A 24755-nucleotide genomic window follows, 5' to 3' on the forward strand; every position below is an offset into this window, starting at 1 on the left:
AAATATTATGTCTAAATTATTACTACAAATTACCCAAAATGGAATGTTAAAAGAAACAATTTCTTTGGAGCAAATTGTTTATTTAGAGGCAACTCCTAATACACAATATCAAGTAATAACTCAAGATGGACAAGTTGTACCTTTACAACAAACGCTAGTGGATGGCGAATTAACATTATCATCGGCTACTAATACAGAACTTCCTTTAGTTAAAATTAACAACTATCAAGCGGTTTCTTCTTTAAATAATTTTTCAACTTTAGAAGCTAAAACGGTAGTTGCAGAAGAGATTGTAGAAAACTCATTAGTAAATTCTAATACTGTTTTGTTAAGTCTAGGCGGTATTGCTTTGGTTGGTGCAGTTATTGGTGTGGGGGCAGGGAAGAGTGGAAAAGGTAATAAATCTAGTGATTTACCGCTGGAAGAACCAAAATTATCATTAAAAGAACCGAAAATTCAGAATATCCATGTTACTGATGATAACATTCTTACTCACTCAGAATCCCAAGAACATAATATAATCATTAAAGGGAATATTATTGATTTTAGTGATGGAGATAAGATAAAAATTAAAATAGGGGATATAGAAAAAATCATTGCTGTAACAGATGGTTATTTTGAAGTTTCCATAGATACAGTAACTGCTCTCGAACATCGTGAAATTGAGGCGGCTGTTATCAGAAATGGTGCAGAAATTAGTGAAAGAAAAAAACATCATTATAATGTGGAAGTGTTGCAGACACACATTACTATTGATGATATTGCTCAAGATAACACTATCAACATTGAGGAGGCACAATCAAATACTCTATCAGTGACAGGTATTGTCGAAAATGCACTACCAAGAAGTATCATCACATTGGTTTGTCATTGTGCAAACTGCTCCGCAATTCGAGAATTAACCACAAGTACTCAAATTGGTGAAGATGGACGTTATGTTGCAAATTTCGACAATGTTAAATTTCAAGATAATATGCGTTATACCATTAGAGCTATTATAAAGGAAGGTGATGATACTATTTCTGCAGAACGTACGGTAAAAGCAGATTTGTCATCTCCAAATACTAATATCAAACTAGATGAAATTACTTTAAATAACATAATTAATCAAAGCTCTAGTAATAAAATTCTTATTCGTGGTGCTGTGGTAGGGCTTGAGCAAGGAGATATGCCACTTTTATCATTACAAGTTGGCAATAAATTATTCCGTTCAATAAATATAAAACCTGATGGTGTATTTGAATTAGAATTAGATCGGGAAAGTTTTGCTGATGGAGATAAAATTACGGCAGATTTAACTGTTCGTGATATCGCTGGTAATGTTCGTCATTCTCAAGCATCTAAATCTTATGTCTATGATGTAACATTAAATACTCCACAAATAACGATAAATGCTGTACCTCAAACTGATAATAGTATTCAATTAAAAGGCAATATTACTTTTGATAATGATATTTCTGCTGAACATATAAATGTTATCGTATTGGTTAATAATGAACCTCAATCATATCAGGCTAATGTTGAAAATAATCAATGGAGTATTTTATTACCTAGTGATACAGCAGGGATAAAAGAGGGAATTAATACCTTTACTGCTCGTATTAGTGTAAAAGATAAAGCAGATAATATAGCGTGGGGAAATAGCTCGTTAAATTATGATTATAATCCAGTAAAAAGCACTAGCACTCAAGGAAAAGAAGCTCAAAAGGAAGAACAGGCTTTTAATACAGATATTGCTAATACTGACACTGTTAGTACTGAAATCGCTGATGCTGAAAAAGATAGTGTGGCACCAGCAGATTTGAGTATTACTTTATCTCCTATTGAACAAAATAATTATTTCAATGAGTTTGTCAAAATCTCAGGGAGATTAAAAAATCTTCCTTATCCTTATAGAAACCATAAAATGGATTATGGTACTGAACGATTTGATGGTAGGGGTTCTGAATTTATATACAGCATTACCTTAGATGGGAATGGAAAAAAATATAGCTCGCCAATTAACCGAAATGACCAAAGTTTTGTAATGGAAATTCCATATGCAGAATACAAAGAATTGATTGGTAAATCTATGGCGTATTCTTTTCAAACACCATCTTTAATTTTTGTTGCAGAAAGAGAAAAGTATTCATCAGGCAATAAAATTTATCGTGTTAGTACTGAAAAAGCAGTGAAATTAACTGCTGATTCCGTTGAATTTAGCAATAATGTATCTAAAGTAAATGGTAAAGAAGAGGTTGTCTTTGAACCTGTCCGTATTGACACTAAAGTGAATTTAAATGGTAAGGTAAGCGGTATTGCTAAAGCAGGAGATACCGTTGATCTTCTTGTTGGCACTCATAAAGAAAGCACAACGGTAAATGGCGATAACTCTTTTAGTCTAAATATAGATAAGAATTTGATAAGTAATGCCACTAAAATCGAAGTGACTTTAACAAGTACAGAAACGCAACAAACAGCGACTGCGAGTATAGATATTGCAACATACCCTGAAATAACGGGGGCTTTTGTATCAGCTCATACTTGGCAAGCTAAAGAACATAGACCTTATTTCTTAAATTCGTTGATATATACAAAAAATGGTTATCAAGATAGTCCAATGCACACAGTGGCAGCACCGTTTGACCCAACGAAAAAAGCGGTGTTTAAATACGCTCTTACAGAGCAGTTTAAGAATAGCCATACTCAAGCTGAGGATAGTATCCGTAATGCACTCAATATTTTCAAAGAAAGTGTCAATATCGATTTTCAAGAAGTTGCAATCAGTCAATCACCCACAATCACCTACCAATTGTATTCGGGTGGCAGTAGTGAAGGCTTTGCTCATTATGGTGGAAACTCGGTTAATTTAAACCAAAATGCTAATCGAGGAGAAATGGGGTTCAATAGTGATTACTATATCAGAGTAATATTACACGAAACAATGCACTCTTTTGGAGCAAAACATCCTTTTGATTTTGCTCATCGACTTGATGCTAAAGAAGATTATAGTTATTTAACGGTAATGTCCTATAAAGAGCATAGCTACCAGCGTCGAGGATTAGGGTTATTTGATTTGGCTTTTTTACATTTTCGTTTTGGAGTAAATCCAGAGGCTCGTAAAGAAGATAATATTTATAAATTTAAACCTTTTAATGTTGCAACATCGGATGGCGATATTTATATTTGGGACGGTAATGGTGTTGATACTTTTGATGCTTCAGACCAGCAACAAGGGGTAACAGTCAATCTTACTCCTGGTTCGTGGAACTTCGTAGGAGAAAAAGCAAGCGATACATTTGTAGTAAAAGATACTACAGAACTAACCGCTCATTACTTATTTCCTAACTTAGATAAAGCCTTTGAGGCAAATGGTAATATATATCCAAATACTCAGCATAATTATACTAATGGACAGAGTTTTATTGGATATGGAACCCAAATTGAGAAATTAATTGGTTCTAACCATAATGATAAATTAACAGGTAACAAAGCAAATAATGTCATTTGGGGCTTAGCTGGAAATGATCAAATTGATGGCGGAGAAGGTGATGATCGCTTAATCGGAGGTTTAGGTGATGATATTTTAATTGGGGGTAACGGAAAAGATACTTTCGTATTTAATACTGCAATAGATAGCTCTAAAGATATTATTAAGGATTTTGATCCAACGATGGATAAGATTGAACTCGCCTCAACTATCTTTAAAGATCTAAATACAGGCAATGTATTAGGCAATGATGCTATTCAGTATTCTCAAACCACAGGCGAATTAAGCTATCGTTATAACAATGTTGATAATATCTTCGCAGTTATTGAAAATAAAATGCTATTAACGGAAAGCCATTTTGAAGTAATTTAATTTATGGGCATTTTATCGGTAAGATATGTAAAAAATTTTGCAAATCTTACCGCTTTCTTTAGCTGTTTTTACTTTTTAAAATGTAGTAAGCATTTACGCATACCACAAAAATATTTAGCCCCACAACAGGTAATGAGCCAATTAACAACCCATAAATAACAAAGCAAACACCACCAATAGCATTGACTAAACGTAGCTTAATTACATCTTTTAATAAGAATGAGCCAGCAACAAGTAACATTGCAACATAGCCTAAAATTTCAATATAGTTCATTTTACTTTCCTTATTTAACAATGAGTTGATTTATTCTAATCATAATTTCTCTTTTTGTCGGTAGCTGTTTTTAACGCAAAGGTTTGCGTCAAAAAAATTTACAAAAAAACTGCTTTTTTACGCAAAATAGCGTAAAATTAGCCATATTTTTGTACTAGTAAAGTAGTATTTAATGGATTCCTTATTACAATTTCTGAGTTTATTTTTAACTAATATTACGTGGATAGGTGCATTAGAATTAGGGCTTATTTATGCTTTAGTTGCATTAGGTGTGCTGATCTCTTACAAAATCTTAGATTTCCCAGATTTAACCGCAGATGGTAGCTTCCCTCTTGGTGGTGGTGTTTGCGTATTATGTATTCTTAATAACATCGATCCTTGGGTCGCAACATTATTGGGTATGTTTGCAGGGGCTATTGCAGGGGTAATCACAGCAAGTTTGCATATTGGCTTTAAAATTGAAAAATTATTAGCCAGCATCTTAATGATGATCGCTCTCTATTCAATCAATCTACGCATAATGGGGAAACCAAATGTTTCACTGTTAGGCGATCCAACGGTTTACGATAGTATTTTTGCTAGTGATGACTTACAACTAGCGATCGTTCGCCTACTGATTGCAATCTTTGTGGTGATTATTGCCAAATTATTATTTGATCTCTTTTTTGCTACTCAAGTCGGTTTAGCTGTACGAGCAACGGGAACAAATGCTCGAATGGCAAAAGCACAAGGGATTGCGATCAATAAAATGACCTTATTAGGAATGGCGATTTCAAATGGGCTTATTGCACTTGCAGGTAGCCTATATGTGCAAAGTAATGGTGGTTTTGATATTTCTATTGGGGTAGGGACAATTGTTATTGGACTTGCCGCTGTGATTATTGGTGAGGCGATTTTCTCTGCTAAACGTATTATTTGGCTGACCTTTGCGGTTATTGTTGGCTCTATTTTATACCGTTTCTTTATTGCACTTGCTCTCAATAATGAAACACTGAATGGTATTGGTTTAGGTCCACAAGATCTCAATTTAATCACCGCATTATTAGTTGTAGCTGTATTAGTGATTCCTAAATTTAAACAAAAGCTTTCAATGAAGAAGGGGCAATAAATGATTGAACTACGCAACCTGTTTATTACCTTTAATAAAGGAACCGCTATTGAAAACCCTGTTTTACGAGGATTATCACTTGACGTTGCCGAAGGTGAATTTGTCTGTGTTATCGGCAGTAATGGAGCGGGTAAATCGACACTGCTAAATGCAATTAGTGGCGAATGTCGTGTTGATTCTGGCAATATTCTTATTCAAGGTAAAGACGTTAGTCAAACAACAAGTTGGCAGAGAGCGAATTTAGTTGCTCGAGTATTTCAAGATCCAATGGCTGGTACTTGCGAGTCGCTCACCATTGAAGAAAATATGGCTCTGGCGTATCAACGTGGGAAAAAACGAGGGTTTGGGTTTGCTCTAAATCGCCAACTTCGTGAACATTTTAGAGAAAAGCTATCGTTATTAGAATTAGGGCTAGAAAACCGTTTAACCGACCAAATGGGGCGTTTATCAGGTGGACAACGTCAAGCAGTAAGCTTATTGATGGCATCTTTACAGCCTTCTAGTATTTTATTACTTGATGAACATACCGCAGCTCTTGATCCTAAAACCACCGCTTTTGTACTAGAGCTAACAAATAAAATTGTTAGAGAGCAGAAACTTACCACCTTAATGGTCACTCACTCAATGCGACAAGCCCTAGATTATGGCGACCGAACAGTGATGCTACATCAAGGACAGGTGGCTTTTGATGTTTCTGGTGAAAATCGTAAACAGATGGACGTACCTGATTTACTTCGCTTATTTGAGCAAAGCCGCCACGAACAATTAAGTGATGATGGGTTGTTGTTTAGCAGCTAATTGAAAATAATGCCTGATTTCAGTCAAGATTGTAATGTATCTAATTATATAAATTTTCGTAACCAAATTTCAGCCTAACATTCCAAACTTTTTGAGATTGTGGTATATTTGCCATTTTAGTAATTAGCGTATCATTCTCATCTACAAATGAGAATAAACCGCCCAGAAGTGTAAGATGGCAAAGCAAGATTCAGATTATATTACGCTTGATCTGTTCGATTCACTGCCAAAAGTTGGGCGACCACGCTCAAATCCATTAAGTCGAGAGCAGCAGTTACGCATTAACAAACGCAATCAATTAAAACGAGATCGCTCTTCAGGGTTAAGGCGAATTGAGTTGAAACTTCATTCTGACTTAATTCAATCTTTAGAAGAACAAGCTCTACTAAGGGGCATTTCTCGTGGGCAGTTAATTGAACAGATTTTAAGTGAACATATCAATGGGTAATCCATTCATTAAATATAGGTAAATTAAATGGCAGTTGTTGGTTTATTTTACGGTTCAGATACCGGAAACACAGAAAATATTTCAAAAATGATCCAAAAACAAATTGGAGCAGAACTGATTGATATTCGTGATATTGCAAAAAGCACGAAAGAAGATATAGAAGCCTATGACTTCTTATTGATTGGTATTCCAACTTGGTATTATGGTGAATCTCAAGCAGATTGGGACGATTTTATGCCAACCTTAAAAGAAATTGATTTTACGGGTAAAGTTGTCGGTATTTTCGGCTGTGGTGACCAAGAAGATTATGCAGAATATTTCTGTGATGCAATGGGAACTGTGCGTGATGTTATTGAACCAAATGGTGGTGTGATTGTTGGACATTGGCCAACAGAAGGATATAGTTTTGAAGCATCACAAGCCTTAGTTGATGAAAATACATTCGTTGGCTTGTGTATTGATGAAGATCGCCAACCTGAATTAACCGAAGATCGTGTTAATCGTTGGTGTAAACAAATTTTTGATGAAATGTATTTAGCAGAATTAGCTTAATTCTCGTAAACGGAGCATAAAATGTCTGAAGAAAATGTACAATTACTCAAGAAAGTTGGGCTAAAAGTAACTGAACCACGCTTAACTATTCTTGAACTGATGCAAAATACGCGTGAGCAAATGCAACATTTCTCTGCGGAAGATATTTATAAATTGTTGTTAGAAAAGCAATCAGAGATTGGTTTAGCAACCGTTTACCGAGTGTTAAATCAATTTGAAGAAGTTGGGATTCTAACTCGTCATAATTTTGATGCAAATAAAGCAGTATATGAGCTTAATTTTAACCACGAACACGATCATATTATCTGTATGGACTGTGGCAAAGTGTTTGAGTTTAAAGATCCTGATATGGAACGCCGTCAGCGTGAAATTAGCCAACAACACGGTATGGAGCTTACAAATCATAGTCTTTACCTTTATGGCAAATGTAGCAATATCCAAAAATGTGATGAAAAAGATAAAAGCTAAGCTAACCTCTTTTCTTTTTGCTAATTAAACACCAAGCGGTGAGATTTTGTAAAATTTTTGCAAAATCCCACCGCTTACGCACATTTGAATAACGTAGAATTTATGTCTAACAATATTACAGAAGCTGTTCCTGCTAAAGTTCGTCAGCCACGCAAAATCTCACCATTTTGGCTCTTGCCTTTGGTTGCTTTTATTATTGGCTCGCTACTTTTTTTCCAAATTTTAAAAGAACGTGGCGAAGATATTACCATTCGTTTCCACGATGGAGCAGGAATTACCGCTGGTAAAACGGCTATTCGTTATCAAGGTTTACAGATTGGTTTAGTGAAGAAGGTTAGTTTTACCGATGGACTCAAAGAAGTTGAAGTTACCGCAGAAATTAACCCTGAAGCAAAATCTGTGTTACGTTCCGAAACTAAATTCTGGCTTGTCAGACCAACGGCATCTTTAGCGGGGATTTCTGGGCTAGATACGTTAGTTTCAGGTAACTACATAACTCTACTTCCTGGTGAAGGGAGTAGTGAAGATGAATTTATTGCTGAAAATGAACCGCCACTAGTTCCGTTAAATGAAGGCGATTTAATGGTGAGGTTGCTCGCAGATGATCTAGGCTCTATTGCTGTTGGGGCAAGTGTTTACTTTCGTAAAGTACCTGTTGGAACTGTGGCGGATTACCGATTTACCAAAGATCAGAAGAAAGTTGAGATAGAGCTTATTATTGATAAAAAATATGCCAATTTAGTTAAACAGGATAGCCATTTTTGGAATATTAGCGGTATAAAGGCCGATCTTAATATGGCAACGGGTCTATCTATTCAAATGGATAGCTTGTTGTCGGTGGTGCAAGGTGCAGTTGCCTTTGATTCACCTGAACACTCTGAGCAAGCAAATCAAGGTCAAGAATATACGCTATATAGTGATTTAAAAGCAGCTAAACGTGGTATTGAAGTCGATGTTACTTTACCTGAGATGACAACTGTTCAAGCGAATGAAACGGGGTTATTTTACCAAGGTATTCAGATTGGTATCTTATCTCAATTAGATTCTCCATTTGATAGGCTAAAAGGCAACGAAGAGATTAAAGGGAAATTGTTGATTGACCCCAATTATCAGGAGCTATTACGAGCCAATTCAGTTATCGTTTTGAAACAGCCTAAATTCTCATTGAATAAAGAGCAATTGACTAGGCTAGGAGAAGTTTTTCGTGGCAATTATTTTGAGTTAATCGCTGGCGATGGCGAACCTAGCAAACAGTTTGTCGTACAACGTAATGATGATTTTCTATTAAATCGTGCCGATACGACTACCTTTACACTCACCGCTCCGCAATCTTATGGTGTCGATCAAGGGCAAGGGATTTATTATCACGATGTTCAAATTGGTGAATTATTAAAACGTGATGTAACCATTGAAAATGTAACCTTTACTGCGATTATTTTCCCTGAATATCGCCATTTAATTGGGCAACAAAGTAAATTTGTGGCGATTTCTAACTTAGATGTCTCTATTGGATTAGATGGAATGCGTATTCACGCAGGCTCGCCAACTTCTTGGCTACAAGGCGGTATTCGTTTATTAGACGGTAAACCAAGCGGTAAGATCCAAGCTCAATATCCTTTATACAAAGATCTTGAAAGTGCCGAGAGCGGTTTAATTAGCAGCGAGAAGAACGTAACACTGAGCTTGAGTGCAATGGAATTATCGGGGATTGATAAAGGCTCTGTGATTCTTTATCGTAAATTCCCGATTGGAGAAGTGTTAGCCATTCGTCCACAAAAGAGCCGTTTTGATGTTGATCTTTTTATAGAACCTAAATATCGCCATTTAATTAGCGAGCATAGCCGTTTCTGGATTGAACCAGCGGTTAAAGTGGATTTATCCACAAATGGTTTAAGCCTACAAGCCGATCCGCTACTTCGCACGCTAAAAGGGGCGATTAGTTTTGATAATAACGGTGCTAAAAATAACCGTATATTGTATGCGAGCTTTGATAAAGCCCGTTCAGGCAATACCTATGTTACTTTGATAGCTAAAGATGCTTCTAAATTGAGTGAAGGAATGCCAATAAAATATATGGGATTAACTATCGGTAGAGTAGAAACACTCAAACTAGAAAATGCAAAAAAACAAGTCAAAGTTACCGCTTTCATTGATGGGCAATATTTTAATACGGTAGCTAAAGTAGGTAGTCAATTTAAAGCTGTTTCCCCAGAAATTAGTACAACAGGCTTTAAAAATTTAGACGCTGCGTTACAAAATTATATTGCCGTTGAAGTTGGAACGGGGACGAAAAAGACAGAGTTTACCTTATCAGAGACAGACACCTTAGCAACACAATATAGTAACGGTTTTCCAATTATTGTTGAAACCACTGATGCAAATGGGATTACGCCCGATGCACCAGTACTATATCGTGGAATGCAAGTTGGTATTGTAAAACGCTTGAGTTTAAGTGAATTAGGCGATAGGGTACTTATTCATTTGCAAATTAGTTCCCAATATAGCCATTTAGTGCGTAAAAACTCTCAGTTTTGGACTGCATCAGGTTACACAATGGATATTAGTTTAAGTGGAGCAAGTATAAACTCAGGCACGATGTCGCAATTACTGAATGGCGGTATCGCTTTTTCAACACCGTCAGGTAAAGTTGTACAACCACAAGCCGAAGCGAATCGCCGTTTCCGACTCCAACGCAAAACGCCAGAAGATGCGTTAGGTTGGGATCAAGGCGTTGCAGAATAATAACTAGGATTAAATTAGGAGTAAAAAATGCCATTATTAGATAGTTTTAAAGTTGATCACACTCGAATGAATGCCCCAGCAGTGCGTGTTGCTAAAACAATGACAACGCCGAAAGGGGATACCATTACGGTTTTCGATTTACGTTTTGTTCGCCCAAACATTGATATTTTACCTGTGCGTGGTATTCATACGATGGAGCATTTATTCGCAGGTTTTATGCGAGATCATCTTAATAGTGATCGTGTTGAAATTATTGATATTTCACCGATGGGTTGTCGAACTGGGTTTTATATGTCGCTCATTGGTGAGCCAAGTGCTGAAGAAGTGGCTCAAGCGTGGACAAATGCAATGCACGATGCCCTAAACAAAGTACCCGATGAATCAAAAATTCCTGAACTAAATGAATTTCAATGTGGTTCTTATAAAGAGCATTCACTTGCAGAAGCACACGAGATTGCACACAATGTGTTAAAACAACCTATTGGTATTAACCGTAATGAAGATTTAGCATTAGATGAGAAATTACTAAATCCATAATCATTTCATTTTTGAAAGCGGTCGGTTTTGGGGAGTTTTTGGCAAATTATTCTTCAAAACTGACCGCTTACTTTTTATTTTTAAGGAAAAACAATGTTAAATAAATTATTCACGTGGTTTGAAAATCGCATTAATCCTTATCCAGAAGATATGCCGAATACGCCTCGAGCAAAGGTTATTCCTTTTATTTTTGAAAGTACCAAGGGAATGAGAAGCTATTTTGTAGCGTTAATCATTTTTGTTGCATTTATAGGCATTATTGAGGGGATTTTGTTTCAGTATATGGGCGAGTTGGTGGACTGGGTAAACACTTATTCCGCTCAACAGTTGTGGCAAGAAAAAGGCACCTCCCTGATATTAATGCTGATTGTAGCATTGATGAGTGTAGTGTTTGTTTATTTGGGTTGTGCTGTTCGCTTTCAGTCGTTACAAGGGGTTTTTCCGATGCAGTTGCGTTGGAATTTTCACCGCTTGATGCTTGGACAAAGTATGAGCTTTTATCAGGACGAGTTTGCTGGGCGTGTATCTGCTAAGGTGATGCAAACGGCGTTAGCGGTGCGTGATGTGTTGATGACGTGTGCGGATATGCTGGTCTATGTGATTGTGTATTTGACGACAACCGGTGTGATTTTGCTTCAGCTTGATGGCTGGCTGTTTGTGCCTTTTATTATTTGGGTAGTCAGTTTAGCCACGATTATTTGGTTGTATGTTCCAAAACTTGCTCAGGCAGCTCAGGAGCAATCCGATGCTCGCAGTTTAATGACAGGGCGAATTACCGACGCTTATTCTAACATTGCGACAGTGAAGCTGTTTTCTCACGGTAATCGAGAATCTCATTATGCCAAAGAGTCAATGGAAGAGTTTATGGTAACAGTACATAAACAGATGCGTTTAGTGACCACGATTGAAACATTGACCTATTTTAATGGTATCGCATTAATTACGATCACCGCAGGTATTGGGCTATGGCTTTGGACGTTAGGTGAAGTGACAGCAGGGGCAATCGCAACTTCTACTGCTTTGGCGTTACGCATTAAGGGCTTATCACAATGGATTATGTGGGAATTTGCTCGCTTATTTGAAAGCTTAGGCACAGTACAAGATGGAATGGAAACCCTATCAAAGCCACATTCTATTGTAGATGATAAAGACGCAAAACCATTAAAAGTAGAGAATGGCGATATTCACTTTAAACAGGTTGATTTTGCATATAGTGAAACTAAACCATTACTCAAAGGTTTTGATTTACATATTAAAGCGGGCGAAAAAGTTGGTCTAGTCGGGCGAAGTGGAGCAGGTAAATCAACCTTAACGAATTTGTTATTACGTTTTTATGACGTACAAAATGGCTCAATTGAAATTGATGGTCAAAATGTTCGACACGTTACACAAGAGAGCTTGCGTTCGCAAATTGGGTTAGTTACCCAAGATACCTCACTTTTACACCGATCTATTCGAGAAAATTTACTTTATGGTCGCCCAACCGCAACTGAAGAAGAGATGATTGATGCCGTTGCTCGTGCATCGGCAACAGATTTTATTCCGCATCTCTCCGATGCAAAAGGAAGAACCGGCTATGATGCTCACGTTGGTGAACGTGGTGTGAAATTATCGGGCGGACAGCGTCAGCGTATTGCGATTGCACGAGTAATGCTAAAAGATGCCCCGATTTTATTACTTGATGAAGCAACCAGTGCGTTAGATTCTGAAGTGGAAGTGGCGATTCAAGAAAATCTAACCGAACTAATGGAAGGAAAAACCGTCGTTGCCATTGCTCACCGTCTATCAACTATTATGGCAATGGATAGGCTCATTGTATTGGATAAAGGGGAAATTGTTGAGCAAGGTACCCACGAAGAGTTACTGAAACTTAATGGTGTTTATGCGAAATTATGGGCTCACCAAAGTGGTGGATTTTTACCTGAATAGCCTGTTTATTTAGGAGCAATTTTAGTTACAAGCAGTAAGATTTAAGGGATATTTTGCAAAAAATACAAAAAATCTTACCGCTTATTTGTTAAAAATTTGTGAGCTTATTCACAGTTTTATCATTTGCTTGTGTCAATCTTTGCAAGTTTTGCTATATTGCCAAAATGTTTATTCTGATGTTGTGGGTGATTTATGTCTTCAAACCAAGTTCTCAATGATACAAAAACCTTCAGAAATGGGGCCATTCTGATCATTGATATTATCTTATTTTTCTCGTTATTAGCATTTTTACCTTTCGAACCAATGGCAAATAAAGGCTTAGCTCTATTAGCTTTTGTTGCTGTGTTATGGCTTACTGAAGCATTGCACGTTACTATCACAGCCTTGCTTGTGCCTATTCTGTCCATTGGATTGGGATTGGTAAGTTCTAAAGAAGCATTAGCGACTTTTGCAGATCCAACTATTTTCTTATTCTTTGGCGGCTTTGCTTTAGCAACAGCATTGCATATTCAGCAATTAGATCGAATGATTGCAAATAAAATTATGGCAATGGCAAGAGGTAAACTTTCATTAGCGGTTATTTATCTCTTTGCAGCTACGGCATTACTTTCAATGTGGATTAGCAATACCGCAACAGCAGCAATGATGCTACCACTTGCAATGGGCGTATTAAGCAAATTAGATAAAAATGCACATCATAATACCTATGTGTTCGTGTTATTAGGGATTGCATATAGTGCAAGTATTGGTGGAATGGGAACATTAGTAGGTAGCCCACCCAATGCGATTGTAGCGTCAAACTTAAACTTAACTTTTGCGGACTGGTTAGGCTATGGCTTACCGATTATGATTATCCTGATGCCGTTGATGTTAGGAATTTTATATGTCGTATTTAAACCGAATTTAAGCCAGAAATTTGAGTTTAATTTTGAAAAAATCGAATTAAATCGTAGCCGTATTATTACGCTTGTTATCTTTATTTCGATTGCTCTTTGTTGGGTGTTTAGTAGTAAGTTAAATCCGCTTATCTCAAGTATTTTAGGTGTCAAAAGTATCGGTAGCTTTGATAGTATCGTTGCATTATTTGCGGCTGTATTACTCTGTGTTACTCGTGTTGTAAATTGGGATCAAATCCAAGAAAATACGGAGTGGGGCGTGTTAATGCTTTTCGGTGGTGGTTTAACATTAAGTGCAGTGTTAGGCAAAACGGGTGCAAGTAAAGTAATGGCAGATGGTATTGTCTTTATGATTGAAGGTGGACATTTCTACTTAATTGGTTTAATTGTTGCCGCATTTATTATTTTCTTAACTGAATTTACTTCAAATACAGCAAGTGCAGCATTACTTGTGCCAATCTTTATTTCTATTGCTCAAGCATTAAATATGCCACCAGTTGGATTAGCTTTAATTATCGGTTTAGGTGCATCTTGTGCCTTTATGCTTCCAGTGGCGACACCACCAAATGCCATTGTATTTGGTACAGGAGAAGTAAGACAAAGTGAAATGGTTAAAGCAGGTTTCTGGCTCAATTTAATCTGTATCTTTGTTATTGCAACCTATGGATACTTATTCTGGTTATAATTGAGTATATGATATTGACATCCCCCCCCTAAAGGACGGGGATTCCTACCAGCACCCACGCTTTGCGTGGGTGACTAACTTAAAGGCTTTGCGTAATTGCATTGACAAGGTTTAGAACAGTATTTTTAATCCATTTTACACTTGGTCTATGAAAAAAAGAAACTGAAATTAGACACGACAGACATTGTGTTTTTAATATGTGCGTTCATTTAGTCTTTGTAACAACCGATTAGTTACTACTTCATTTTTTCTTCTCCTTCTCAATCTCTGGCAAAGTCGTTTCTAGCCAATAAACTAATTCATACAATTTATCAGAAGCCGTTTTACCAAAAGGCGTGAGTGAATATTCTACGTGGGGTGGTACAGTTTGAAAATCTCGGCGTAAGATCATCTTATCTTGTTCTAAATATTGCAAGGTTTGCGACAGCATACGCTCGCTCATTCCGTCAATTTCTTTGCGTAATTCACTAAAACGTTTCGTACCTTGACGTAAAATCACCAAAATCAGCACGCCCCATTTACTTGTAATATGTTGCAAAATTGCACGAGATGGGCATTGGCTTGCCAGTACGTTGCCACGTTCAAACTCTTTTAAATGATTTTTCATTATCAAATCAACCTGTTAAAAAATATTTTCAAACTTACAAAAATACAAGTACTTACAAAAAGTAATCTTAACATTTAGAATAGCATTCATCAAGTCAGTGATGTAAAGTCATCAAACATACAGATTGGCTTGATGTGATTAAAATTCATAAAAAACAGCACCATTTCATTTTAAAGTTAAGCGATGTTTTATCGCACCTTGTGAATAGTCCATAAAAAGACTATAATAGTCCCATCATAGACTTTTTTGGTACAAAAAATGACCACTTCTGCAATGAGCGTTAAAGAACGCATTTTTCATTCCATTATTTTTGAAGTGGGGGCGATTATAGTCTCCACCTGTTTGGTTATGCTGTTTTCAACTGCCAATACTCAGTCTGCTCTTGGCGTTAGTGTCATAATAGCGTTTATGGCGATGTCGTGGAATTTTATCTTTAATGTTGTTTTTGACAAGATTTTTACTGCCCCACGCCAAACAAGGGGGTTTGGGTTACGCATTTTTCATACAGTGAGTTTTGAGCTTGGGCTGTTAATTTTTACCGTGCCTATGATTGCTTATTTTTTGACATTAAGTCTGTGGCAAGCCTTTGTTGCTGATGTGGGCTTGACGGTGGCAATTACATTTTATGCTTTGATTTTTAACTGGATTTATGACCATGCTCGCCTAAAATTCATCAAAACAGGAGTTACTAATGCCTAATCCAATGCACCAGATTGACCATATCGGACAGACTGCAAGCCATATTTTTAATCTATACGACGCGTGGGCAAAGGCACAAAACATCAATTACAGTACGCTTGCAGTGTTGCATTCGTTGGTGCGATTAGAGCAATGCACCCAAAAGCAAATCTGCACCCTATGGGCATTACCCAAACAGACCGTATCTGCCAGCTGTCTAAAACTGTATCAGGATAACGTCATTAATTACCTGCCGTCTGGTGGCGATAAACGAGAAAAAATGTTGATTTTGACTGAACAAGGCAAAGACTTTGCCCTGCCACTCATCGCCAAATTGGATAGATTGGAACAGCAAGTGATCAATCAATTTGGCAAGACTCAAACTGATACGCTACTCGTAAAGCTCACCGAATTTGGTAAGACCTTAGAAAGCGTTATGGCGTTAGAAAAATAAAATGATTAAATTTCAATGTGTTAAAAAATATTTTTATACTTACAAAAATGTAAGTACTTACTAAAAGTAATTTTAATATTTATAATGTCTGCCGTCATCAAGTCAGTTATGTCAAAATGCAAAATTGGCTTGTGGTGATTTTAATTTAAAAAGAGAGTATGTAATGAAGAAATTTATCGCCTTAGTTGTGGTGGCGGTTGCTGTATCTGCTTGCACCACGCACGCCACACAACCACAAACTACCAAGTCTTATACCCATAGCACCCAATCGATCGCTCAAAGTAAAACCGAAAGAAACAAAGCCAATGCACTCGCCTTTTATGAAATGGCATTTAACCAGCATAAATTACAAGAAGCAGTGGATAAATACATTGGTAAAGAATATTTGCAACACAATCCAACCGTTGCAGATGGTGGACAATCCTTTATTGATGCGTTTGCTCCGTTTTTAAAACAGCACCCAACGTCAAAAGCCACCATTAAGCGTGTATTGGCAGATGGTGATTTAGTGGCATTGCACGTTCACAGTCAGCTTGACAACAACGACAAGGGTGAAGCGGTGGTGGATATTTTTCGCTTTGATGAAAACGGCAAAATCGTAGAGCATTGGGACGTTATCCAAGCTGTGCCAGAAAAAACCGTTAGCGGTCGCAGTATGTTTTAATTTTTAACTTAATAGAAGGAAACTCAAATGAAAAAAATCGCAGTTATCGGTGCAACAGGCTTAGTAGGCAATGCCGTTGTTGCAGAGTTGGAAGAACGTGGGCATAGCGTCATCGCTTTTGCTCGTAACATTGATAAAGTCATCAAGCACGACAACGTACAAGCGGTGGCTTTTGATGTAAATGATGCCGATTTTGCCAAACAATTAGTCGGCGTTGATGCGGTGGTGTCTGCTTATAATGCAGGTTGGACAAACCCAAACTATGTCGCTGATTTTAAACAAAGTTATGCGTCTATCTTAACTGCCATCAAAACCGCCAATGTGCCTTATGCTCTGATTGTCGGTGGGGCAGGTAGCTTGTATGTCGCACCTAATCTACAACTGGTGGATACGCCTGATTTTCCTGCCGATGTTTACCCAGGGGCGAATGCGGCTCGTGAGCTACTAGCTGAACTTAAAGGACGCGATGACATCAACTGGGCGTTTATTTCACCAGCAGCAATGTTTGCGGTCAATCCTGTGTATTTTGACAAAACGGGCAAATACCGCTTAGGTGCAGATGATGTGCTGATGAATGCCGATGGCACGCCTGCTGATATTAGCGTGCCTGATTTGGCGGTGGCGATAGCTGATGATGTGGAAAATCAAGCTCATTTGCATAAGCGTTTTACGGTGGCAAGCCTGTAATTTAAATGAAATAAGCGGTGGGATTTTCCTTAATTTTTGCAAGTGTAAAATTTTAGGTAAATCTTGCCGTTTATTCATCAAACCTGCCAACATTTTCCCTGCTTCCATTTTTCTACAAAACTGTTCATTACTATCAAACACTAGTGTCCAATAGTAACAAACACTTTGCTTTTCTTTCTATTTTTAGCATAAAATAGTTTCCATTAGTATCAAAAACTTTTGTTCGTTAGTAATGAACAGATTGATAAGGAGTTATTTTATGCTGTTAAAATCAGAGCTTGCCCAAACCATTGCAAACCAACAACAGCAGTTATTGTCGCAACAGACCTACCCACGAAAAATGCTGGAGAAAATCAAAATTTTGCCTAATTTTGCCTTAGTGGTGTCGGGTATTCGTCGTAGTGGGAAAAGCACATTACTCACTCAACTTATTGAGAAACAAGCAGAAAATAGTTATCTCTTTCTCAACTTCGACACGCCGCGGCTTTTCAATCTTGAGTTTAGCGATTTTGCCTTACTTGATGAAATTATTGCCGAAAATCCGCAGATTCAAACACTCTATTTTGATGAAATCCAAGTGATTGACGGCTGGGAAGTGTATGTGCGTGGTAAGCTTGATCTGGGTTATCAAGTGGTGGTAACGGGTTCTAATGCGTCTTTGCTCAGTCGAGAACTCGGCACAAAACTGACAGGGCGGCACATCAGCAAAGAGCTTTTCCCTTTCTCTTTTGTGGAATTTTGCGAATTTCTCGGCAAGGTGAAAAATGCCGATGCAGTATCGGATTATTTGGCTCTCGGCGGTTTTCCGCAATATCTGCAATTCAATGAAGACGAGATTTTAAACGCCTTGATTAACGATATTTTATACCGTGATATTATCGTCCGTTTCGGCATTCGTGACGAACGTGCGATGAAGCGTTTGTTGATTTTCTTGGCGGGCAACGTGGGCAATTTGATCAGTGCAAACAAGCTCAAACAAAATCTTGAAGTAAAAAGCACTTCCACTGTGCAGGAATATCTCTCGCATTTGGAGCAAGCCTATGTGGTTCATTTGTTGCCGAAATTTGCCTATTCCTACAAAACTCAGCTCGCCAACCCACGCAAAGCTTATTTTATAGACAATGGTTTACAGCGTGTGATTAGCCCATCTTTCAGCCAAGATCTCGGCAGAAAGCTGGAAAATGCCGTATTTTGGGAACTCAGACGACAATTTTCAGAGCTGTATTACTACAACGAAAACAATAAGGAATGCGATTTTGTTGTCTGCCAGAACAGCACCCCAACACAGCTTATCCAAGTCTGCTGGCAACTAAACACCGAAAATATCGCCCGAGAACGAGACGGCTTAGTTGATGCAATGAATTTCTTTAAATTTGAACAAGGGCTGATTATTACCTTTGATCAGGAAGATAAAATGATCGTGGACGGAAAAATGATTGAGATTGTACCGTTTTGGAAGGTGTTTGGGTAAAGGCTAACATTGTCAGCAGTAAGCAAGCGGTGAAAATCTGCAAAAATCTCACCGCTTGCCACCTGCATTTTGGCTGTTTTACAATCAATTAGCGACATTTCTTACAGTAACTTTGATTTGTCGCTGTGTTTGTTTGGGCAGCATCATTGAGCACTGCTTTAGGCAATTCTGTAACCGCAAAAATGCCAACATTAGCAACCGTCTTTAATGCCATTTTTCCTAGCAGCCCTAATTTTCCAGCTCCTGAGCTATATTTAAACTCATCAATATCATCTATGTAACCAAAATACTTTGACATTTGAAACGATTGATAACTTTAGATACAACAAGCGGTCGGTTTTCCCCTATTTTTGCAAATGCAAAATTTTAGGCAAATATCACCGCTTATCCCCCCCACAAACTAACTCCCTAACCATCTCCACCAACACCAGAAGTAGTTTATTTTTTAACATTTTATTTGGTAAACACCTGATAGTTCTCTAAGCATGTTATCGTGCCATTCTTTAGGCTGTAATTGAGATTGATATTGTTCTTCAAAAAATGAATATAGATTTCGATATTTGCTATTATTTTCAAGTAATTTAAATAATGTTTTAGTATCTATTGGAATAATTTTTAAACTATCAATGTAATCATCATTACGTCCATAGTAAGGAATATGTTTACGACCTCGAAAATCCGAAATAACATTGAGATTTAAGGATGTTGTAATAAATAAGCTATAATCAAAAATATTATTATATTTTAAACGATACTCCCCAAGATGACGTGAAACAGGTTCCATTTCCATTCTTCGTTGGTTGGTGCTTTCGGCAAGAGTGGCTTCAATCAATAATGAATGTTTCGGATAATATTCGGTTTTCTCATATTCGTAAATAATATCAGCATAGCCACCCCCAGCATGGGTTTTTGGTAATAGGTCGGCTGAAAGAGACAGTTTCATATACTCCAAAATATTACCCTTTCGTTCACTTAGCTCATACCAAATAATTGCGATAATGTATTCAAAAATAGTAGGAATATCTGCTTCATCGGTAACTAGATTTTTAATTTCAGCATCATTTCTAGCTTCAAAATGGCTCAACAAATTTAATAAGGTGGATTTATTAAATCGATGATTGATGAGAGCATCGAAACGTTTTAAACGTAGCTCATCAATCAGTTTACTAGCCTGTTCACTGTTTTCTACAAGTACGTTATACTCTTTATAAATTTGAGAATAAATGATCTCATTATTAAAAGTGAGTGCTGAGCTAATTTCAGCTAATTTGATGTTTTTGTCCACGTTGTCATTAGCGGTAAAGGCTAATTGAAATAATTCCTGATGACAATTTTTGAAAAAGTAGCGAGGAATAAGATCAAATACTACTTTTTGATCGGCAAAAATAATCGTATCACTCAAACTAAAATAACGACGATTAAGATCAAAATAATCTTCTAATGTCGCCATTGCTTTGAATGTATGCAGATATTTAAAAATACTGATTTTAAATCATTTTCTGTTTTGCATTTTAAAAATGGGCAGTCTGTCTTTATGACTTCAATTTGCCTATCTAGTTTATTAATTTCTCTTGTGTTATTAAAAATTAACCGTATCCATTTTGTCTTTTGTTTAGTTTTATTAATTGATGCTAATAGTTCATGAGCAGAGCTTTGCTTATGAATAAAATACTGTTCTAGTGCCAAATATAGATCATAGTAAGGTTTATCATAATTAGTGCTTTTTCGGTTCATACCTATCGTGCAAATAAGTTGTTCATTCACTTCGTTTTCTAATAGTACATTGTAAGCAGATTGATAATTATCCAAACGTATCAAAGTTTGATAAATCACATCAACTAAATCGAGTTGCTGGATACGATGGCACTTAATAGATTGGATAATATTTTCTGTGCTTTGAGATGAGATACAAAGCGGTAAAAAATAACGAAATTCATCATAAGACAAATAATCTAATTCGCTTAACAAGTGAGCCAATACTAAATAAGGACGAACTAAATTATCTCCGACGGATAAAGTTGTTTTTAACAATTGTTTGAAATAAAGATAGCTGTCCTTTTCTAATTGAAATTCGTTGTTGGGGGCAAAATCGTTTTGTTGAGATAGCGAAAGCAGAACTTTTCCTACTTCGGTTAATGTTCTGTCTGGAGTGATTAAACCAAGATCTACCAATCCTGAGGTTTTCTGACGCGCATCTTTATCTTTGCGTGAGGCCATACCAATTAAAAAACCGCGTTCGTGCATTAAATTATAAAAGCTTTCTTGTAATGTTGGATTCCATAACCATTCATTACCAATATTTATTACCCTTTTATATAGTTCATCAAGTAGTAATAATTGCTGTTCAATTTTTAAGTTTAATTGTGCAGTACGGAAACTCGTTGTGCCGATTACCCAGCAGAAACTTTGATATGAAATATCAGGTAAATTCATTTTTCCCCCTAATAATTAGTCACTAAAACTTCAACTGATTCTGCATCTTTATTTTTACGTTGATAGTTGCTATTACTGTAATCTTTGTCGAGATAATGACAATGGTAGCTATTTTTTTTCAACCAGTGAATGAGTAGAATATTTTCGTTATTTTTGGCTTTTAATACATTGGATAATGCAAATTTAAACCCTTTTTGACTACACTTTTCAAGAAAATCTAGCAGGTCTTGCTCATCTTTTTCTGTCCAACCACCATTTTCGTTATAACTTGCTTGCGTAATTAAATAAGGTGGGTCACAATAAATTAGTGTATTTGATGGTAGAGCGTTTAAATCAATTTTCCTAAAATCTTGTTTCTGAAAAGATACATCGATTTTTTTTAAACGTTCTGTAAATAACACTAATTTATTTTGCATTTTTAAATTAAAATCACGTTTACCGACTGGTAAATTAAATTCTCCTTTTTTATTAAAACGAATTTGATTGTTAAATGAAAAAATAACCAAAGTGTATAGTAACGCAATATCTTTACTTTGATTATAAGCTTCACGCAACTTCAGAAATGCTATTTTATTAAAATCACCCAATCCTTTGCTACTTTCACAACCATAGAATGCGTAACCATTTTGGGTTGAATTGGATAAACCAAACTGCTCAATAATAGCGTGAGTATTTGCTAGAATCTGCTCTGCTGAATGGCAATGAAGGTAATCAAATAAAGCGATTAACTCAGGATTTTTATCATTAAAAATAATTTTACTTGACTGAGTATTAATACCTACATTACAACCACCACAGAATAAATCTAAGAAACATTCCGATTGCGGTAACAAAGGCATAATTTGATTAAGTAATTTATATTTACCACCAATATAATTCAATGGGCTAGCAATAAGTGGAGTCTTTTTATTTTCCTGATAGACATTACATAAAAATAAGCGTTCGGAATTATCATTAATATCAGTTTTTCCTGTTGAAAATACCTTATGTGATTGTTCAAATACTTTTACATCTCCCTTTGTTTTTAAAATTCTCAAAATAGCATCATCGCTAATTTTTGAATTTGAACGATCATTTCCTTTACTTCCCATATTATTGTAGGAAAGTAAAATATATTTTGCATTGGCTTTTTCAATCAATTCGGCAAAAGCTTTTTCTGCCTCTTTTGTGCAATAATCACTTTTCAATTTTGATCTATCCATTTTTCGAGCAACACCAAATACATCAGGCTTTTCCCAACGAGCAATATTTTCTAATAAATGATAAGCATCACAATATTGTCGGGAGTTATAAGGAGGATCTAAATATAATAAATCACATTGGATTTCACCAACAAGCTGATTAGCATTGGCGTTAAAGCATCTATTATTCTGATTCAAATGCTTACTTGGTAGAATAACTGGAAGTTCTAGAAAACTATGATTAACTGACTTCTTTCTATAGGCATCATAATGTCCAACTGTATTGGCAATTTTATCCATTGCATACAAAAGTGCAGTAATTAAAATACTATATTCTTTAAAATTAAGCTGATTATTTTGATATCGTTTCTCTATATTTTCACGAATAAAACCAATTTTACTGCAATTATTCGCAGAAAAAAAAGTATCAGCAAAATTGCGACGAACATAATTATTCTCATCAGTTTCAATATGATTATACTCTTCAATTAAATCAATAATTTTTTGCTCAGAATAATCCTCCGCAATAAACCATGCATAGTGAATAATATAATTGAAATAAAGCAAGTCGTTAGTCATTATCATTTTATTAGAAAATGCTGAAGCTACCGCTCCTGTACCGCTGAAAATATCCATTACTATATTAACGTCTGGACAATGTTCTTCGACAACTCCACGAATAAAATCTAGTAATTTATATTTATTGCCAAGGTAACGGCGATTATTGATCGTTGCGATATACAATCCTTTTTCTTTGACAAGTTTTTCCCATTTATTTTCTATAGGCTTTTCATTTAGATTTAAAGCGAGTTGTACCTGATTAAGCACATTTTTGTTCCACATAAATCGCCCTGTTTCGCTTTTAGATAGTGAAATCTTGTTTTTATTAACTATCTTGTACAAATAGGATTTGGATATCCTTAAATCTGAAGCAATCTGTTGCACACTTAATTTACTCATTTAATTAATTTCTCACAAAATATGAAATTTGTGGACATTTTACGGTAAATATTGATTTTCATCACTAAATATTTTGCTATTTTTGGATGCTAATTGCATCAAGTGAGCAGATTTTATATTTACTAATAGATAGCCTTTGGAGAATTACTGTCAGTATAAAAGATAGACTGATTCAACTTAATCGAGAATGAGATGCTATTCAAATTTAAAGTTTGCCTAAAGCGATTTTGAAGTTTCCAGAAATTAGATAGAAGCGAAAATAAAAAACGGTGAGATTTAGTGGAAGTTTTACAACTGCAAAATTTTAGAAAAATCTCACCGCTTTCGCCAACCTGGCCAATATTATCTTGTGCCGATTACAAATTTCTTATCGTGTATTCCTATTTCATAGCAAAAAGAAAAACATAATAAAAGGTTATTTGTTTACAAAAAATCATAAGCAAGTCCAGCTTATTGATGAAAATGGTTTTATGGCTGAACATCATATTTAGGGCTTACCCCAAAATGTCTTTTATATTCTCGGCTAAACTGGCTTGGGCTTTCATAACCGACTTGGAACGCAATATTGGCGATATTACTTTGCTTGGTTTGAATGAGTTTTTGGGCTGCCAGTAAGCGATGCGATTTTTGATATTGTAACGGCGACATATTGGTCATTTTTTTAAAATGTAAGTGAAAACCAGAAACCGACATTTCTGCCTGTTTCGCTAAATCATCTATACGCAACGGCTCAGACAGATGTTGCTCGATCCAAAGTGCTGTTTGAGCAATTCGATTTGTGTGGCTACCTATCTGTACCAATTCGCGTAATTTCTGTCCTTGATCGCTTTTTAGCAGAATATAGTAAATGTGTTGCTGAATAAGTGGTGCAAGAAAATTGATATCTTCTGGTGTTTTGAGTAAATCGATCAGATGCTCAAACTGAGTGAGTAAATTTTCTTCTAGTTGCCATTGTGAGAAAGCGGTTGATTTTGGCTGATTTTTTGCAATTGTCTTTGGAATATATGGCATGATGCTTGCCACCATTTTTAGATCGATTTTCATCGTTATCATTAGGTAGGGCTTTTCAAGGCTTGCTTCCACTACTTCTACCGACAATGGCACGTTTATTGGGCAGAACATAAAATGTTGATTGCTGAATTGTGTACATTGATCACCAATACAAATTTTTCGCTCACCTTGTAACACAATACAAATGCGAGGTTCGAGAATGATGTTCGCCACGGGGGTAGGGCTATCAGCGTGCTGAATGACAAGTCCATCAATGGGCGTTTGCCAAAGCTGATTTTTCGGTACAAGCGGTAATAATTTATCAATAATTTGCATTTCTAGAGAATTAGGC

Annotated in this window: 22 protein-coding genes; 15 read left to right on the forward strand and 7 right to left on the reverse strand. The window is 36.3% G+C overall.

Annotation, left to right across the window (positions count from 1 at the left end):
- Positions 1 to 7: 7 nt before the first annotated feature.
- Entirely contained in the window at positions 8 to 3841 is a 3834-nt protein-coding gene (locus ACWIW0_RS05285) for a M10 family metallopeptidase C-terminal domain-containing protein (protein WP_454452494.1), read from the forward strand.
- A 58-nt stretch (positions 3842 to 3899) separates the two neighbouring features.
- Here ACWIW0_RS05285 and ACWIW0_RS05290 read toward each other — a convergent pair whose 3' ends face one another.
- Positions 3900 to 4115, reverse strand: coding sequence for a YgjV family protein (locus ACWIW0_RS05290; RefSeq protein WP_454452495.1), 216 nt, complete (start codon positions 4113 to 4115; stop codon positions 3900 to 3902).
- Between the two features lie 172 nt (positions 4116 to 4287).
- On the opposite strand from ACWIW0_RS05290, the gene ACWIW0_RS05295 reads away from it, so the two are divergent.
- The 9 genes from ACWIW0_RS05295 to ACWIW0_RS05335 all read left to right on the forward strand — a co-directional run bounded on the left by ACWIW0_RS05295 (position 4288) and on the right by ACWIW0_RS05335 (position 14278).
- Positions 4288 to 5223: an ABC transporter permease gene (locus ACWIW0_RS05295; RefSeq protein WP_454452496.1), complete on the forward strand. Its 936-nt coding sequence runs from the start codon at positions 4288 to 4290 to the stop codon at positions 5221 to 5223.
- Entirely contained in the window at positions 5224 to 6021 is a 798-nt protein-coding gene (locus ACWIW0_RS05300) for an ABC transporter ATP-binding protein (RefSeq protein ID WP_454452497.1), read from the forward strand.
- A 175-nt stretch (positions 6022 to 6196) separates the two neighbouring features.
- A complete protein-coding gene (ybfE, locus tag ACWIW0_RS05305; RefSeq protein ID WP_454452498.1) occupies positions 6197 to 6469 on the forward strand; it encodes a LexA regulated protein in 273 nt (90 codons plus the stop codon).
- A 27-nt stretch (positions 6470 to 6496) separates the two neighbouring features.
- Positions 6497 to 7021, forward strand: a complete 525-nt coding sequence (gene fldA, locus ACWIW0_RS05310; protein WP_157394533.1) for a flavodoxin FldA — start codon at positions 6497 to 6499, stop codon at positions 7019 to 7021.
- Positions 7022 to 7042: 21 nt separating this feature from the next.
- A complete protein-coding gene (gene fur, locus ACWIW0_RS05315; RefSeq protein WP_157394534.1) occupies positions 7043 to 7489 on the forward strand; it encodes a ferric iron uptake transcriptional regulator in 447 nt (148 codons plus the stop codon).
- Between the two features lie 102 nt (positions 7490 to 7591).
- Positions 7592 to 10231, forward strand: a complete 2640-nt coding sequence (locus ACWIW0_RS05320) for an MlaD family protein (protein WP_454452499.1) — start codon at positions 7592 to 7594, stop codon at positions 10229 to 10231.
- Positions 10232 to 10258: 27 nt separating this feature from the next.
- The gene (gene luxS / locus ACWIW0_RS05325) at positions 10259 to 10768 is read left to right on the forward strand and encodes an S-ribosylhomocysteine lyase (protein ID WP_454452500.1); all 510 of its coding nucleotides are present in this window, start codon (positions 10259 to 10261) and stop codon (positions 10766 to 10768) included.
- A 93-nt stretch (positions 10769 to 10861) separates the two neighbouring features.
- Entirely contained in the window at positions 10862 to 12697 is a 1836-nt protein-coding gene (locus tag ACWIW0_RS05330) for an ABC transporter ATP-binding protein (protein WP_454452501.1), read from the forward strand.
- Positions 12698 to 12889: 192 nt separating this feature from the next.
- On the forward strand, positions 12890 to 14278 hold the full coding sequence (locus tag ACWIW0_RS05335) for a DASS family sodium-coupled anion symporter (RefSeq protein WP_454452502.1): 1389 nt from the start codon (positions 12890 to 12892) through the stop codon (positions 14276 to 14278).
- Positions 14279 to 14519: 241 nt separating this feature from the next.
- Here the strand turns inward: ACWIW0_RS05335 and ACWIW0_RS05340 are convergent, their stop codons facing one another.
- Entirely contained in the window at positions 14520 to 14885 is a 366-nt protein-coding gene (locus tag ACWIW0_RS05340; RefSeq protein ID WP_454452503.1) for a winged helix-turn-helix transcriptional regulator, read from the reverse strand.
- 258 nt (positions 14886 to 15143) lie between these two features.
- Between ACWIW0_RS05340 and ACWIW0_RS05345 the strand changes: the two genes are divergently transcribed.
- The 5 genes from ACWIW0_RS05345 to ACWIW0_RS05365 all read left to right on the forward strand — a co-directional run bounded on the left by ACWIW0_RS05345 (position 15144) and on the right by ACWIW0_RS05365 (position 18839).
- A complete protein-coding gene (locus ACWIW0_RS05345) occupies positions 15144 to 15584 on the forward strand; it encodes a PACE efflux transporter (RefSeq protein WP_454452504.1) in 441 nt (146 codons plus the stop codon).
- A complete protein-coding gene (locus ACWIW0_RS05350) occupies positions 15577 to 16017 on the forward strand; it encodes a MarR family transcriptional regulator (RefSeq protein WP_454452505.1) in 441 nt (146 codons plus the stop codon). The genes ACWIW0_RS05345 and ACWIW0_RS05350 overlap by 8 nt, the downstream gene beginning before the upstream one ends.
- A gap of 163 nt (positions 16018 to 16180) precedes the next feature.
- The gene (locus ACWIW0_RS05355; protein ID WP_454452506.1) at positions 16181 to 16681 is read left to right on the forward strand and encodes a nuclear transport factor 2 family protein; all 501 of its coding nucleotides are present in this window, start codon (positions 16181 to 16183) and stop codon (positions 16679 to 16681) included.
- Between the two features lie 27 nt (positions 16682 to 16708).
- On the forward strand, positions 16709 to 17368 hold the full coding sequence (locus tag ACWIW0_RS05360) for an NAD(P)-dependent oxidoreductase (protein ID WP_454452507.1): 660 nt from the start codon (positions 16709 to 16711) through the stop codon (positions 17366 to 17368).
- 259 nt (positions 17369 to 17627) lie between these two features.
- Positions 17628 to 18839, forward strand: a complete 1212-nt coding sequence (locus ACWIW0_RS05365) for an ATP-binding protein (RefSeq protein WP_454452508.1) — start codon at positions 17628 to 17630, stop codon at positions 18837 to 18839.
- A gap of 88 nt (positions 18840 to 18927) precedes the next feature.
- Here ACWIW0_RS05365 and ACWIW0_RS05370 read toward each other — a convergent pair whose 3' ends face one another.
- The 5 genes from ACWIW0_RS05370 to ACWIW0_RS05390 all read right to left on the reverse strand — a co-directional run bounded on the left by ACWIW0_RS05370 (position 18928) and on the right by ACWIW0_RS05390 (position 24739).
- A complete protein-coding gene (locus ACWIW0_RS05370; RefSeq protein ID WP_454452509.1) occupies positions 18928 to 19137 on the reverse strand; it encodes a hypothetical protein in 210 nt (69 codons plus the stop codon).
- Positions 19138 to 19284: 147 nt separating this feature from the next.
- Entirely contained in the window at positions 19285 to 20289 is a 1005-nt protein-coding gene (locus tag ACWIW0_RS05375) for an AlwI family type II restriction endonuclease (protein WP_454452510.1), read from the reverse strand.
- On the reverse strand, positions 20277 to 21272 hold the full coding sequence (locus ACWIW0_RS05380; protein ID WP_454452511.1) for an AlwI family type II restriction endonuclease: 996 nt from the start codon (positions 21270 to 21272) through the stop codon (positions 20277 to 20279). The genes ACWIW0_RS05375 and ACWIW0_RS05380 overlap by 13 nt, the downstream gene beginning before the upstream one ends.
- A gap of 8 nt (positions 21273 to 21280) precedes the next feature.
- Entirely contained in the window at positions 21281 to 23413 is a 2133-nt protein-coding gene (locus ACWIW0_RS05385; RefSeq protein WP_454452512.1) for a Dam family site-specific DNA-(adenine-N6)-methyltransferase, read from the reverse strand.
- 468 nt (positions 23414 to 23881) lie between these two features.
- Positions 23882 to 24739, reverse strand: coding sequence for an AraC family transcriptional regulator N-terminal domain-containing protein (locus ACWIW0_RS05390; RefSeq protein ID WP_454452513.1), 858 nt, complete (start codon positions 24737 to 24739; stop codon positions 23882 to 23884).
- Positions 24740 to 24755 lie beyond the last annotated feature (16 nt).

Source organism: Ursidibacter sp. B-7004-1 (genome assembly GCF_053654055.1).